Genomic DNA, 14,531 nt, shown 5'->3' on the forward strand with positions numbered 1-14,531 from the left:
CATCGCATGGCTGCCTTTACTATTTATGTGGTTGAAGATGATGAATGGTATCGCGAACTTCTCGCGCATACACTTTCGCTGAATCCTGATTTTACCGTCCGTAAATTCAGTAATGCCACAGATTTTCTGAAATCCCTGGCAAATTGTCCGGATGTGGTTACCCTGGATTACCGTTTGCCGGATATGGAGGGAAATGAATTGTTAAAAAGGACACGTCAGCTTTGTCCGGAAGCCGAAGTGATCATTATTTCAGAACAGGATAAAATAGAAACGGCCGTGGAGCTCCTGACAATGGGAGCCTATGATTATATTGTAAAAACCCGGGATATCCGTGACCGTCTTCTCAATACAATTCAGCATATCCGTAATCATTCCTCGCTGAAACGACGGGTAGCCACACTCGAACAGGAAGTTCAGAAGAAATACGATTTTGGCACAGCAATAATTGGCGACAGTGAGCCCATCAAGCATATATTCAAACTGCTCACCAAGGCTGTAGACAGTAATATTACGGTAACCATTACCGGTGAAACGGGTACTGGAAAGGAATTAGCAGCGAAGGCCATTCATTATAATTCCAACAGGGCCGGCCATCCGTTTGTCGCAGTGAACATGGGCGCCATTCCTGCAGAGCTCATCGAAAGTGAATTGTTCGGCCATGAAAAAGGAGCATTTACCGGGGCCAGCTTCAGAAGGGTTGGAAAGTTTGAGGAAGCCGATAAAGGAACCCTTTTCCTGGATGAAATTGGAGAAATGGATCCAAATCTGCAGGTCAAGTTGCTGAGAGTTTTGCAGGAAAAGGAGATCGTGCGAATCGGCAGTAACAAACCCGTAGCTATCGACTGTCGAATTATAGTTGCTACACACAGGGACTTGTTCAAAGAGGTAAAAGAAGGACGGTTCAGGGAAGATCTTTATTACAGGCTGTTCGGACTTACCATAGAAATGCCCCCGCTGAGGAACCGCGATAAGGATATCATTCTTCTGGCAGAATATTTTGTGAATCAATTCAGTAAAAACAACGGAAAACCCGTCCCCGCAATTCACCCGGAGGCTAAGAAAAAGCTAATGAGTCATAATTACCCTGGAAACGTTCGTGAACTCAGATCTGTGATGGAGCTGGCCACGGTTATGTCTGACGGGCAACAGATTCTGGCCGATGACATCAACTTTCGGAAAAATGATGAACTGTACGAACCGCCGATGGAAGGACTCACATTGCGTGAACACACATTTAACATTATCAAGCTCTACCTGAAAAAGCACGACGACAATATCAAGGAAGCTGCACGCGAACTTGACATCAGCTATTCCACCATTTACAGGATCCTGAAAAAGGAGGAATAACCTTTCATTTTGCAAAAAATTTTCATTTTGCAAAAATTTACTGCCCTCTAAAATTTCGTTATACCCTCACTATCAATCAATTAACTTATTGGTATATCAGTTGCATATCAGTTGGCATAGTGAATAACACCGATATGGAGCTTACAAAGAGTTTAAAGGTACTGATCATAGAAGACGACATTTATTATGCCGCTATTCTGGAAAAGAACCTGAAGAATCATATGACACGTGAGGAGATTGGCCTGAATTACGATGTCAAGATATTTCAGCTGGCAGAGTCTGCCCTGCAGCATCTTGAAAAAGACACCGACATTGTAATCATGGATTATTACCTGGAAAATGATCTGGGAGAAATTCCCCTGGCAGGTATGGATCTTTTAAAGGCCATAAAGAATTACTGTCCGAATTGTAAGACCATCGTTGTTTCGGCCTCATCGGATCCTGCACTCACCATGTCATTATTTGATAACGGCATTTATGAGTTCATCCATAAAGACCGGAATGCCACTGAAAAAATTACAACAGTACTTCGAAAGATTATCGGAGACATTCTGTTGGAGCGCATCATGATCCTGGATGCCAAGTCAGGATCAGAACAAATGAATTAATTAAAAGCAAAATCCATAAACCATGAAAAGAATACATAAATTCATCGCCGTTGCCGTACTGGCAGCCCCCGCATTTGTAGCCTGTAACCAGGACAAGATTGATCAGCTGAGCAGTGAAAATCAGGAACTTGCAACACAGACCCAGAACCTGAACAAGGAACTGGAAGAATACATGAAGACCTTCAATGAGATTGAAGCGAACCTTCAGGAGATCAAAGCCCGTGAGGAAAACATCAACACGGCAACTTCTGATAACGTAGAGTATCAGAACAAGGATAGCAAGCAGGCTATTGTATCTGATGTACAGGCGATCAACACATTGATGGCAGAGAATAAGGAAAAGATCGCAAGTCTTCAGGACAAACTTGAAAGCTCGAATTCAGAATTCAAGAAGATGGTTTCAAACCTTAACTACCGCATAAAGCAGAAAGATGAGGAAATTGTTGCCCTTAAAACTGATCTTGAAACGCTGAACATTGAGAAAGAGCAACTTGCTAAAAATGTGGTGACGTTAACTTCACGAATTGACACCCTTTCACAGGAAAAAGAACAGCAGCTGGCTACTATCCAGGAGCAAAAGTCGAAGATTGAGAATCAGACTGAAGCCATGAATACTGCCTATGTTGCGATCGGATCTTACAAAGATCTGCGTGATGAGCAGGTTGTAGTTAAAGAAGGTGGTGTACTCGGCCTTGGAAGCACCGAGAAACTAAATGATAAGATCAACACTGAGGCATTCAGCAAGATTGATATCACAGAAGTAAGAAGCATTCCTGTTCTTGCAAAAAAGGTTGAGTTGGTTTCCATTCACCCTGCAGGATCATATGAATTCGAAATGAACGCGGAAGAGAAAATAGAGAAGTTGGTAATCCTTGATCCCGAGAAATTCTGGGCATCTTCGAAATACCTGGTAGTGATGGTTGAGTAGATCTGTTGATTGAAGTGATTCATATACGCGGGAAGGGCACGAAAGTGCCCTTCTTTGCATAAATTACCGTTAAAATAAATACGCTGAAGTCCTTTTTAAAGCACTGTAAGATATCTTACTTTTGTTTGGCTGCAGAAATTTTTTAACTATCCTCTGTATCCGTACATTATCCATACAAAACCACAACAGAAAATGCAAAAACACTCATCCATCATCCAACGATCTTTACGATATCTGATGCTTGGCATAATCGCAATTGCCCTGGTGGGAGGTTCCGGTTGTAAAAGCAAGAAGAAGGCAGCAGAAGCAGCTGCAGCCGCTGAAGAGAAAGCGCGAATTGAGCGCGAAATGGAAGAAAAACGTCGTGCAGAAGCAGAAGAAGCCGCCCGCAGAAAAGCAGAGGAAGAACGACTCGCTGCAGAGCGCGAGCGCGCCGCTGCCGCTGAAAACTCGCCGGAACGCCGACTTGAAAAATACTTCGACGCCATCGCATCCGGAACCGGATCATCCAGCAAAAGCATGCAGGAAGCCATGTCTCTCTTTGCATCTCCTGAAACTCCGGTACTCATTGTGATCAGCGAAGACGGAGGTCAGAAAGATTATGACCGTCCGACTACCATCAAGGAATACCTGAATTACCTTAAGGATACAAAGAACAACGTTAACCGGATCTTCGAGGTAAAATACGATGCCGCCGGTAAAATTACCGAACTGGAATTAATCAAAGAACTTTAATGAACCCGACTATCATGAATAAACTATTCGTCTTCTCATTCATTTGTCTGCTCACTGTTTCTGCTGGTCTTCAGGCCCAGACCGCCGATATCAGCCCACAGCGAAAGCAGGCAATCGACTCCCTTGCACTTGAAAAAGTTCGTGACCTCAGTAAGTATATCAGCATCATCGGCAATAAGGAAACTCCTTTCTCAGAAGCCCAGCGCGTGATGGACCGGGCTGAAGAGTTATTTGCCGATGACAGTGAAATTGGCGTTTCCTCGCTCACCACGCAGGAGATCAATTACTACAAGATCCGCCGCTATTTTGAGCGTCTAATGGCTCTGAACTACGACCGGGTGAATATCAAGTGGTATGATATCCATTATATCAGCGACCTGGAACGACAGCCTGACGGCCGTTATGTTGGTGTAGTTACCGTTTATCAGCGATTTGAAGGTGAGTCTGATGACGGACTATCCTACAAGGACACCACGAAAAAAGATATTACCATTTATGTGGAACGTAAAAAAACCCAGATTCAGGGACGCGTTATTGAGTTCTGGGACGTTCTTTTAGGAGATATTCGTGTGACTGAAACCACTGCATGAAATACATCATTTTTTTAGTGTCTTTGCTTTATTTTTTTCCTGCGGGTGCACAAATCGGTGACCCAATGGCAGACGAAAGCAAATTATATGCTGAAACCAAACAGGTAAACCAGTTTTTTCGGCGTTTCAATGGTGAAGAAGATGAAAAAGGAGAACGGTACTACCCCAAAGACAGGCAATACCGTTCTCCTGAACTTCGTCAGAAATACCTGGGCATCCTCTTTGATGCGAGCAACGCGGGAATTCCCCGGGATCGGAAAATAGAGTTTGCAAGGGACGTGATCAGTGACAATGACCCTGTATTCCTGGATTTTCATAATAAAGAGTGGTTTGCTGAAGTCACAACACTTTTCACTCTTAATAATCAGCTCAAGGAATTCAAACTTTTCATGGCATTGGAAAAAGACGGCCTGGGATATAAATGGGTGATCACCCGCGTCTGGTCGGAAATGTTTGAGAATTACATGGAAAGGGATACCACAGGTATTGGTAAGTTTCTTCACCCGATGAGTCATGAACTTGACTTCATGAATTTACGAAAGGCAATGATCGACCGGGACAGTGTAAGCCAGTTCGTGAAAAAGGAATACCAGCCTGATTATCTCACATTATTCCTGTATGAAATCAAAAAGGGCAATCTCACCTTTAAAACAGTAAAGGAAGTAAAATTTCACTTCTTCCAGGTGAAGGACTGGTATTTTCAGATTTCTGAATTTAACCGTACCGGCTACAATACAGGCTGGCTCATTTCAGACCTGGTAAAAGTTGAAGACCGTGACAAGGACATTATGCGCAAGTATATCTATCATGAAAAATAAATTTCTATTGCTGGCATTCATGCTGCTGATAGGTCCTCTCACCCCCATCATGGCACAGGAAGAGGAAGAGCAGAAAATCAGGGATATCGTTAGTTTCCTTGAATATATGCTCAATACGCTGGGTGACCCCCAGACCAGTGCGCGTGACAAGGACGTGATCGTAACGGAAAGTTATTCCAAAATATTCCGTGACGGTACTGTTCAGGTAGAGGATGACCTTGATGAGAACAGGGACGTAGTCACAAATAAGGATGTTCAGGCATACCTGAAGGATGTAAACTTTTTTTTCAAGACCGCACGCTTCGATTTCGAATGGCAGGATATGGAAGTGAGTGAAAATGAGCAGGGCGAAACTTACTATAAAGTTTCGCTTCTCAGGAACCTTCAGGCAATAAGCGTCACGGGTGATACCATTAATCAGACCCTCCCCCGTTTTGTCGAAATCAACCTGAATACAGATGCGCAGGACCTTCGTATTGCCAGTATATACACAAATGAACTGAACCAGGATGACGTATGGATGAACTGGTGGGATAATCTCTCGCTGGAATGGCAGTCCATCTTTAAGCGTGAAACCGGCAGCATTGATGATCTCGAACTCAGCCAGATCAAAAAACTCGCAAACATCGAGGAATTAGACCTGGAAGGGAACCGTTTTATCGTGGATGTGGAGCCACTGAGCCGTATCAGTCAGCTGAAAAACATTAACCTTTCCCATACCCAGGTAACAGACATATCGCCCATCAGGAATCTGAATAAGCTTCAAAGCCTGGATATATCCCATACTGGTGTTTCATCCATTGATGCACTGAAATATGCCCGCTCGCTGATAACGTTTCATCTTGATCATACACCAGTTCAGGATATCGAAGTCATTGGACGAATGCCAGCACTTGAAACGCTTACGATGAACGGAACATTCGTTACAGACTTTTCCCCGATTGCAAGTGCGGTAAAACTAAAACATCTGACATGCGCTTACACAGAATTGAGTGACTTCAGCTCACTGAATTCCCTAACGTCACTTGAGACACTCAATATAAACGGCACCGACCTGGTCTCAGCCGCGGATCTTTCTGGCCTTCAGAATTTGAATGAATTATATGCCGACAGCACGCTGATAACTTCATTGTCGCCGCTTTCTGCATTGAAAAAACTGGCTGTCTTATCGGTTAATCACACAGGGGTGAATGATCTGGGATCCCTGTCGGATCTAAAAAGTCTTAAACGCGTTTACTGCGATTATTCGGGAGTGACCCTTACAGAGGCCCGGTCATTCATGGATAAAAATCCAAAGGTCCTGGTGGTTTTCGAATCGGAAGACCTCATTACCTGGTGGGATCAACTCCCCCCGGAATGGAAGGATGTCTTTATTTCCTATGTATCCATCGGCGAAAATGCCGAGAAGGAAGAGCTTGCCAACATGGTTCGCCTCGATAGTCTGGATATTTCCGACAATATGTATATCCAATCCTTTGAGCCTTTGAGCCGACTTATCAAACTGGAATATCTCAATGCAGCCAACACCGCTGTAAACAGTCTTTCTCCGCTTTCAGGAAAGAAGGATTTACATTACATCGACATATCAGGAACACAGATCACAGATCTTTCCCCGCTCGAGGATCTTATTAACCTGTCCATTATCAGGGCTTCTAAAACGAATGTTTCGGAGCTAGGTCTGGTACGAACACTTCCACAACTTGAACTGATCAATGTGGATGAGACCGGGATTTCTGATACTGCAATGATCACGATGGCACGGATGCGTCCGGAAACCCTGATCATTTACAAAACCCGCAGGCTGGAGACCTGGTGGTCCCAGCTGAACGACGAATGGAAACAAATCTTTTCCAGTCAGATGACTATGTCAGCAACACCTGACACGGAGGAATTACACCGGCTGATCAGCCTGCATTCAATTAAAATTTCAGATGCCTCAATTGCAGATATTCATCCATTGAAGGAGTTTATCCGGCTGAAAGAACTCAAAGTTTCAGGCACACGGATTCGTAGTTTATCCCCTTTATCGTTCCTGTCGTCCTTGGAATCACTGGATGTTTCCAGAAACCCGCTGGAAGACATCACTGGCATAAAAAGTCTGAGTAATCTTCATAAGCTCGATATTTCCAATACGCCGGTAGATGATTTAAGGATACTATCCTCCCTGTACAGAATTGAAGTGCTCAACTGTTCCGGCACACAGATCAAAGGGCTGGACGGATTGGAACGGCTCAGCGCGCTGAACAACCTGGATTGTTCCAATACCTCGGTTAAGAAACTGGATCCTGTCTACAATCTTGGACTGGAGATACTGAATTGCTACAATACCCGTATTTCCAGTAAAAGGATTGATGAATTCAAACAATTGAATCCCGAATGTGACGTTAGTTTTTATTGATGGCAAAACGTAAGCTTACACCGGCACAAAAACGAAAAAGGAGAAAAAGACCAGCAGGTAGCACAAGGAGGAAAAACTGGAAAGTAACCCTGCTAAAATTCACGCTTGCTGTATTTTTTCTTGGCATACTGGCTGTTGGCGGACTGGTATTTCTGGTCTGGTCGGGCGCGTTTGGGAAGTTGCCCACACGGGATGCGCTTAGCAAAGTCGATAACTATCAGGCCACCGAAGTATACAGTGCAGATAAGGTACTTCTGGGCAGATACTACATACAGGAACGAACGCTGAATGATTACGATGAGATCTCCGAAAATGTCATTAACGCGCTCATTGCAACGGAGGATGTGCGGTTCTTTGAACACGATGGGGTTGATTACCGAAGCCTGTTCCGCGTGGGAATACGTACGATCCTCCTGCAGGACCAGAGCAGCGGCGGTGGAAGTACGATAAGTCAGCAATTAGCCAAAAACCTGTTTCCCCGCAGCAACCGCGGACGGTGGTATATGCCGGTCATTAAAATCAAGGAGGCGATTATCGCACACCGGCTGGAAGATATTTATTCCAAGGAGGAGATCCTCACCCTGTACCTGAATACAGTCCCCTTCGGAGACAATGTTTACGGAATTGAAATGGCATCACGCCGGTTCTTTAATAAGCCGGCAAGGAGCCTTGCCTTGCAGGAAGCCGCTGTACTGGTTGGCATGCTTAAGGCGAATCACTCCTACAATCCGCGGCTTTATCCTGAACGTGCATTGGAACGACGTAATGTGGTGCTGGCGCAAATGGTGAAATACGGATATATCGATCAGCTTACCTATGACAAACTGGCTCCACTGCCCATCGAGCTGAACTACTACAGGATCACCCATAATACCGGACTGGCGACTTACTTCCGTGAATTTCTCCGGCCCCAGCTGGAAGAATGGTGTGCCAACAATGAAAAACCCGACGGGTCTCCTTATAATCTGTATACCGATGGTCTGAAAATCTATACGACCATCGACTCAAAAATGCAGCGTTACGCCGAAAATGCGGTTTCAACACAAATGAAATCATTGCAATCAGTATTTGATGAGCACTGGAATGGAAAGCCGTGGAAAAATAACGTGAGCGTTCTGGATGCCGCTTTGATGCGCTCCTATCCCTACAAGAATTTCCGGAAGCAGGGAATGTCATCCCAGGAAGCAATTCAGGCAATGACTGAAAAACGGCCCATGAAAATATTTACCTGGGATGGTGAAAAGGAAGTAGAATTCTCATCGATCGATTCGGTAAAGCACTACCTGAATTTTCTTCAAACAGGATTGCTCGCCATGGACCCGAATAAAGGGGACTTGCGAGCATGGGTTGGTGGAATAAATTTTGAATATTTCAAATACGATCACGTAAATGTTAATACGCGACGTCAGGTAGGCTCTACATTCAAGCCGTTCGTTTATGCAACGGCTCTTGAAGAAGGGATTGACCCTTGCACCTACATTTCAGGAGAGCAAATCCAATATACCAACCTTGCCAACTGGACTCCCGGAAATGCGGATCCCAGTGAAGACGAAAATAAATACAGTTTCGCTGGTGCCTTATCCAAATCGGTGAATACCGTGAGTGTGAAAGTACTGGAGGCTGCAGGAATCGACAATACGATCGAGCTGGCTAAAAGTATGGGCATTGAATCCCCGCTGCCGAACGTACCTTCCATCGCTCTTGGTACAGCAGATATTTCATTGCTCGAAATGGTGACGGCATACTGTTCATTTGCTAATGGCGGCAGAAAAGTTGAACCCCGATATCTTCTCGAGATCAGGGATCAGGATGATAACCTGCTGGCTGAATTTCCTTATAAACGCAACAATAAAGATCGTGTGATGTCGCAGGAAACATCTGCCATCATGATCGAATTGATGAAGACGGTTACCAATGAAGGCGGCACCGCCTCCAGGCTCCGATGGAAATATGGTCTTCAAAATGATTTTGCAGGTAAAACGGGAACCACGCAGTCCAATGCCGATGGCTGGTTTATCGGATTCACCAGGCGCCTCGTGGTCGGGGCATGGGTAGGTGCGGATGATCCGGCGATTCGATTCAGATCAACAGCACTCGGCCAGGGGGCTAATACAGCGCTGCCAATATTTGCATCACTTTTCCAGCAATTGAATAAGGATGAAGCATTCCGTCAGGAAACGCGCATGAAATTTCCCCCTCCTTCAAACCGCGTAATGCGCATGATCAGTTGTCCACCTATCAAAGAGGATCTTTCGCTTGCCGAACGCCTTTTTGGCCAGGAACAAACCTCATCTGAACAGCGGGAACGATCCTTTGGTGAAAAACCTCAGGTTCAGCGCGAGCGTACATTCTTTGATAAGATCGGAGATATCTTCAAGGAAAATAAAAAGAAGAAGCGCAAGAACTGATCAGATCGTCGACTCGTCAAATAAAATATGACGATTCAGCATCTCATGTAACGTTAAGAATGTTTCCGTACGCTTAATGTGGCTTATGGTCTCCACCTGATCATGCAGGATGGTTTTCAGGTGCATATTATCACGGGCATGCACCTTGATGAACATATTAAATTTGCCGGTGGTATAATGTATTTTTACTACTTCCGGGATCAGTTCCAGTTTTTCAAATACAGCATCAAACTTGCTGGTCTCGTCGAGATGAATTCCAACAAAAGCGGATACAGTCCATCCCATTTTAGCGTAATCCATACTTAGGGTGGTGCCCGTTACCATTCCTGCATCCATCATTTTCTTCATACGCAAGTGAACGGTACCGCTTGAAACACCTGCTTTTTTGGCCACTTCAGTATAGGGCATTTGGGCATCCTTCGAGAGTTCTGAAAGGATTTTAAGATCTACTTTATCGAGTTTCTTAGCCATTTAAGCTGTATTCGTTGTTGAGCATGACAAGATAGTAAAGAATTTTGGTATATATAAAGACTCTAATACGAATAAAAAAACCCTGTAGTGAATACTACAGGGTTTGTGCGCACGAAAGGAGTCGAACCTTCACACCCGAAGGCACTGCCGCCTGAAGACAGCGCGTCTACCAATTCCGCCACGTGCGCGTTTTTGTAAGACGTTGCAAAAATAGTGTAATTAATACCAAAAAGTAAAACCCGCCGCTTTATTTCTTTCTGGGATATGCAGGAAACAATCAGACCCGAATCTTTATGCCGACTGTTTTTTATAGAACCAGATCGCAAGGAAGATCACACCGGCAAAAAGTCCGCCGAGGATCAATACCCGTATAAACATATAGTCGATCAATTCCCTGACCATCTCACCGGACTGATTCATCATGCCTGTTGAACCTGAGGATACATCCGTAGTGATCGCCACACGCTGGTCTTCCACAAAATTTTGAATACCCAGCCGTTCCTGTCGAACTGCATTTAAAATTTCGATGCGTTCCTGGGTCAGAGCCTTTAATGTCTCTATGCGTTCCTGCCGGATCATGTATAAAGTTACGCGACGCTGATAGTCCAGGTTTGCAAGAAGTGTATCCCGGTTTTCTTGTATAATGTCTTCAGTATTTTCAAGCAGACTGGCACTGGCATCCAGCATTCGCTGCATATCAGTCAGCAGGGTCATCATGCTGTCGGCCTGCAGTGCACTAAGTCTTTTATCCATTTGCCAGACCACCTGTTTAGGCATATTTGCTGAAAAATATTCGAGCTGATTTCCCATATACCGCATCAGGTCCGGCATTGATAAGATTCCTCCCTTGATACCCAACTGATCGGAACTGATCCAATTTGAAATTTCAAAAATGATGGAACGACGGCTCAGATAATCATCCTGTACAGGATACCGGGAGGCATATGTTCGTAAGCTTGCCCTGTCTTCATCAGAAATATACTTGCTTAATCCGTTTATATAGCTGGTTACATACTCAGTGAATAAGGATTGCATTTCAGGACAGGCCAACCCGTAAATTTTGCTGCATTGCTCAGATTCAAAATAATCAATCAGCTGATAACAGAGTACCCAACTATCAATGGCTGCAGCCAGCGGATCAGGATGAATGCTTGTTTCGGCGATCGAACCCAGCAACAAGGATTTCAATGCGATCTGGTTCATGCGCATTTCTGATGAGGGCTCATCTTCAATTAAACTGTCAATCTTCCATTCAATACGCTTCGAATACACCGTAAGCAGCTCATGCATATTCATGGCGATATAATTGTTGTTTAGCTCAAATTGCTTTCGCTGACTCTCCTGAAGTCTTTTCTCCTTCCTGCTTTGTGCATTTACGGAACACGGCAGGCTAAAGCCAAGAATGAATAGTAGAATGAAAGGCCAAACTCTCATAAAAAGGGGCGTTGATTGCTAACGGATCAGAATTTAAGAAAATGATCCCGGAAATCTTATGATATTCCTCAATAAGAATGAATCAATTGAATCGCAAAATGATCTTCATTCCCGGCCACAAAAAAACCCCGTAGCGTATGCTACAGGGTCGTGCGCACGAGAGGAATCGAACCTCCACGGCCGCAATGGCCACCAGGCCCTCAACCTGGCGCGTCTACCAGTTCCGCCACGTGCGCAGGTAGATCTTGTTTTCAGGGTGGCAAAACTAATACGAAAAAATATTAATACCAATAGTTTTCATTTCTTCCAGAGCGTATCCAGAAAATTACGTTCTGAATCAAAAAAGTGTTCCACGACGGTAAATCCCGATGCGGCAGCAAGTGCATCCGTTTCATAGGGATCAAATTTTCTTGAGATTTCCATATGTATGGGTTCCCATGGCCTGAATTCAAATGAATGCTCTCCAATTTGTACCGTTTGTTGCTTCCGGCTAATCAGGTAACTCCTCGCCTGCCCCGAAATGGGATCATAAACGGGATAGTGTGAAAATGCATCCAGATCAAAATTTCCCCCAAGCTCGCGGTTTATGCGGTCCAGTAAATTCAAATTAAAAGCGGCCGTAACTCCGCTGGAATCATCATAAGCCGCCAGGATTTTTCGCGGATCTTTTTTTAGATCAAAACCTATGAGGACCATATCGCCGGGATGAAGGGCTTCATTCAATTCAGAAAGAAACACCACGGCACGATCATCTGTGAAATTTCCAATATTTGACCCCAGGAACAAAACAACATTTCGCGTTGATGCATTCTCCAGCGCTTTAATCGCACTGAAATACTCATTGCGGATTCCTGCAACATGAAGCCCGGGCAATTCTTTCAAAAGATTTTCGGTAAGACTGGAAATCGCATTATCCGAAATATCGATCGGACGGTACGTAAAACGGGCGTCTTGCTCAACCAGCTGCCGTAACAGCACTTTTGTTTTGAACCCATCCCCGGCTCCAAATTCAAGCAGATTAAAAGGAGATTCATCTACCCTGATTGACCTGCATATTTGCGCCTTATTGGTATCCAGCACTTCATATTCACTGCGGGTCAGGTAATATTCATCCAACCCCATGATCTGCTGAAAGAGCCGGTCACCCTTTGAATCATAAAAGTAGCGGGAAGCAAGTTGTTTTGGCTTGGAAGAAAGGCCGGCTATGACGTCCTTTTCAAACTGTTGTATCATTAATTCCTGTTATTGATAGGCAGCGAGTCGAACACCGGAAAATAGCCATCGATGCTGCGGTTGAAAAAAATTCCGGTAGGTTGCCCTGATATGGTCGCCTGGGGTAGCATATGAACCGCCCCTCAGTACCATCTGATTTACCATAAACTTACCATTATATTCCCCTACGGCTCCTTCCGGTGCCTTGTAATACGGATATGGAAGATAGGCACTTGACGTCCATTCCCAAACGTCTCCGTAGAATTGATGGCCGGACTGCCCGACTACCATGGTCTGAAGATAATTGGATTCGAAAAAATTACCCACGCCGGCATCCCCGTGCGAACGACAGGCCACTTCCCATTCAAATTCTGTAGGCAGCCGGTATCCCGCCCATTTGGCAAAAGCATCGGCCTCAAAATAATTGACATGTTGTACGGGGGCATTCATGTCAACCGGAAGCAACCCTCCGTTAAGTGAATAATTCATCCATCCCTCATCGGTTATATGCCAATGGAACGGTGCCCGTACCTGGTTTGCATTTACCCAATCCCACCCATCTGAAAGCCAGTGACGGTAGTTGGTGTACCCGCCGTCGGCCATGAATTGCAGGTATTCACCATTTGTCACCAGTCTGTCTGCAATTCGTGCCCCATGAAGGAAAACCTGATGCCTGCCATGTTCATTGTCAAAGCTGAATCCTTCATTCTCATGCCCGATCATGTGTAATCCCTCATCGATGTCAAGCCATTTCATTTCAGGACTTGTCTGAAGTTCATAACTTCTGAACTCCCGGTACGCAGGGAATAATGGATTCGTACCAAGAATATATTTTATGTCATACAGAAGTAATTCCTGATGCTGCTGTTCATGGTTCAGACCCAGCGCAAGCAGTTTGAGTAACTCCGGACCGGGATCTGCCTCGAGAAGCGCGGCCATTTGTTCATCCACATAGTGACGGTAATCTAGAACCTCATCCACTGTCGGACGCGTGAGATTTCCGCGATTCGTTCGAATAATTCTGGCTCCTTTTCCCTCATAATAACTATTAAATACAAAAGCGTAGGTATCATCGTAAACCTGGTAATCCGACTTGAGTGGTTGAAGTATGAATGCTTCAAAGAACCATGTGGTATGACCCAGGTGCCATTTAGGCGGACTCACATCGACAATAGGCTGCACGACATGATCCTCAGCTTCAAGCGGCTTGCAAATTTCCTCGGAACGTTGCCGCACGAGAAGGAACTTGGTAAAGGGAGATGAATCAACTGCTAACATAATTGGTCCTGTTACTTTATAAAGTTAAGAACCAGCAGTTTGTTTAAACAGAAATAAGGAAACTTTATGATTGACTCAGTGATGTTTCGCGATCTCAACGGTATGTGAACGTTGATGTGCCTTCACAGCGGCATAGAAGAATACCCCAAAAAAAATCGCCATCGACACTATTGCTATGAGAAACATCACTTTAACGGTTAGAATTGTTATCAGATCATACAACTAAGTTAGTTCATGAAGATACTAAGAAAACATTTTTTTTCCGGTTTTAGTTTGACTATGGTACCACATTTGTAAGATGTTG

General features: G+C 44.6%; 12 protein-coding genes and 2 tRNA genes. 8 read left to right on the forward strand and 6 right to left on the reverse strand.

Annotated elements, in window-relative coordinates; genetic code table 11:
- Window positions 1–6: 6 nt before the first annotated feature.
- The 8 genes from LDX50_RS17430 to LDX50_RS17465 all read left to right on the forward strand — a co-directional run bounded on the left by LDX50_RS17430 (window position 7) and on the right by LDX50_RS17465 (window position 9,832).
- On the forward strand, window positions 7–1,347 hold the full coding sequence (locus tag LDX50_RS17430) for a sigma-54-dependent transcriptional regulator (protein WP_225698587.1): 1,341 nt from the start codon (window positions 7–9) through the stop codon (window positions 1,345–1,347).
- 134 nt (window positions 1,348–1,481) lie between these two features.
- Window positions 1,482–1,955 carry a response regulator gene (locus LDX50_RS17435; RefSeq protein ID WP_225698588.1) on the forward strand — a complete coding sequence of 158 codons (474 nt, stop codon included), beginning with the start codon at window positions 1,482–1,484 and terminating at the stop codon, window positions 1,953–1,955.
- A gap of 22 nt (window positions 1,956–1,977) precedes the next feature.
- Window positions 1,978–2,883, forward strand: coding sequence for a Cbp1 family collagen-binding glycoprotein adhesin (locus tag LDX50_RS17440; protein ID WP_225698589.1), 906 nt, complete (start codon window positions 1,978–1,980; stop codon window positions 2,881–2,883).
- Window positions 2,884–3,075: 192 nt separating this feature from the next.
- The gene (locus LDX50_RS17445; RefSeq protein WP_225698590.1) at window positions 3,076–3,618 is read left to right on the forward strand and encodes a nucleoid-structuring protein H-NS; all 543 of its coding nucleotides are present in this window, start codon (window positions 3,076–3,078) and stop codon (window positions 3,616–3,618) included.
- 14 nt (window positions 3,619–3,632) lie between these two features.
- Window positions 3,633–4,208 carry a hypothetical protein gene (locus LDX50_RS17450; protein ID WP_225698591.1) on the forward strand — a complete coding sequence of 192 codons (576 nt, stop codon included), beginning with the start codon at window positions 3,633–3,635 and terminating at the stop codon, window positions 4,206–4,208.
- A gap of 65 nt (window positions 4,209–4,273) precedes the next feature.
- On the forward strand, window positions 4,274–5,026 hold the full coding sequence (locus LDX50_RS17455; RefSeq protein ID WP_225698592.1) for a hypothetical protein: 753 nt from the start codon (window positions 4,274–4,276) through the stop codon (window positions 5,024–5,026).
- Window positions 5,016–7,424 (forward strand): leucine-rich repeat domain-containing protein, encoded by a 2,409-nt coding sequence (locus LDX50_RS17460; protein WP_225698593.1) that lies wholly within the window; start codon window positions 5,016–5,018, stop codon window positions 7,422–7,424. The genes LDX50_RS17455 and LDX50_RS17460 overlap by 11 nt, the downstream gene beginning before the upstream one ends.
- On the forward strand, window positions 7,424–9,832 hold the full coding sequence (locus LDX50_RS17465) for a penicillin-binding protein 1A (RefSeq protein ID WP_225698594.1): 2,409 nt from the start codon (window positions 7,424–7,426) through the stop codon (window positions 9,830–9,832). The genes LDX50_RS17460 and LDX50_RS17465 overlap by 1 nt, the downstream gene beginning before the upstream one ends.
- On the opposite strand, the gene LDX50_RS17470 is transcribed toward LDX50_RS17465, so the two are convergent.
- The 6 genes from LDX50_RS17470 to egtB form a co-directional block, all read right to left on the reverse strand.
- Window positions 9,833–10,303 (reverse strand): Lrp/AsnC family transcriptional regulator, encoded by a 471-nt coding sequence (locus LDX50_RS17470; RefSeq protein WP_225698595.1) that lies wholly within the window; start codon window positions 10,301–10,303, stop codon window positions 9,833–9,835.
- Window positions 10,304–10,409: 106 nt separating this feature from the next.
- Window positions 10,410–10,491, reverse strand: a tRNA-Leu gene (locus LDX50_RS17475).
- A gap of 103 nt (window positions 10,492–10,594) precedes the next feature.
- Entirely contained in the window at window positions 10,595–11,737 is a 1,143-nt protein-coding gene (locus LDX50_RS17480; protein ID WP_225698596.1) for a hypothetical protein, read from the reverse strand.
- A gap of 151 nt (window positions 11,738–11,888) precedes the next feature.
- Window positions 11,889–11,973, reverse strand: a tRNA-Leu gene (locus LDX50_RS17485).
- A 61-nt stretch (window positions 11,974–12,034) separates the two neighbouring features.
- Window positions 12,035–12,970: an L-histidine N(alpha)-methyltransferase gene (gene egtD, locus LDX50_RS17490; protein WP_225698597.1), complete on the reverse strand. Its 936-nt coding sequence runs from the start codon at window positions 12,968–12,970 to the stop codon at window positions 12,035–12,037.
- A 9-nt stretch (window positions 12,971–12,979) separates the two neighbouring features.
- Window positions 12,980–14,227, reverse strand: a complete 1,248-nt coding sequence (gene egtB, locus LDX50_RS17495) for an ergothioneine biosynthesis protein EgtB (RefSeq protein WP_225698598.1) — start codon at window positions 14,225–14,227, stop codon at window positions 12,980–12,982.
- Window positions 14,228–14,531 lie beyond the last annotated feature (304 nt).

The sequence above is a fragment of the Fulvivirga sedimenti genome, from assembly GCF_020328055.1.

What these genes read in the sequence shown, in the direction of transcription:
- LDX50_RS17430 (WP_225698587.1), top strand. Translation starts at nt 7, where the DNA reads ATGGCTGCCTTTACTATTTATGTGGTTGAAGATGATGAATGGTATCGC.
- LDX50_RS17435 (WP_225698588.1), top strand. Translation starts at nt 1,482, where the DNA reads ATGGAGCTTACAAAGAGTTTAAAGGTACTGATCATAGAAGACGACATT.
- LDX50_RS17440 (WP_225698589.1), top strand. Translation starts at nt 1,978, where the DNA reads ATGAAAAGAATACATAAATTCATCGCCGTTGCCGTACTGGCAGCCCCC.
- LDX50_RS17445 (WP_225698590.1), top strand. Translation starts at nt 3,076, where the DNA reads ATGCAAAAACACTCATCCATCATCCAACGATCTTTACGATATCTGATG.
- LDX50_RS17450 (WP_225698591.1), top strand. Translation starts at nt 3,633, where the DNA reads ATGAATAAACTATTCGTCTTCTCATTCATTTGTCTGCTCACTGTTTCT.
- LDX50_RS17455 (WP_225698592.1), top strand. Translation starts at nt 4,274, where the DNA reads ATGGCAGACGAAAGCAAATTATATGCTGAAACCAAACAGGTAAACCAG.
- LDX50_RS17460 (WP_225698593.1), top strand. Translation starts at nt 5,016, where the DNA reads ATGAAAAATAAATTTCTATTGCTGGCATTCATGCTGCTGATAGGTCCT.
- LDX50_RS17465 (WP_225698594.1), top strand. Translation starts at nt 7,424, where the DNA reads ATGGCAAAACGTAAGCTTACACCGGCACAAAAACGAAAAAGGAGAAAA.
- LDX50_RS17470 (WP_225698595.1), bottom strand. Translation starts at nt 10,303, where the DNA reads ATGGCTAAGAAACTCGATAAAGTAGATCTTAAAATCCTTTCAGAACTC.
- LDX50_RS17480 (WP_225698596.1), bottom strand. Translation starts at nt 11,737, where the DNA reads ATGAGAGTTTGGCCTTTCATTCTACTATTCATTCTTGGCTTTAGCCTG.
- egtD (WP_225698597.1), bottom strand. Translation starts at nt 12,970, where the DNA reads ATGATACAACAGTTTGAAAAGGACGTCATAGCCGGCCTTTCTTCCAAG.
- egtB (WP_225698598.1), bottom strand. Translation starts at nt 14,227, where the DNA reads ATGTTAGCAGTTGATTCATCTCCCTTTACCAAGTTCCTTCTCGTGCGG.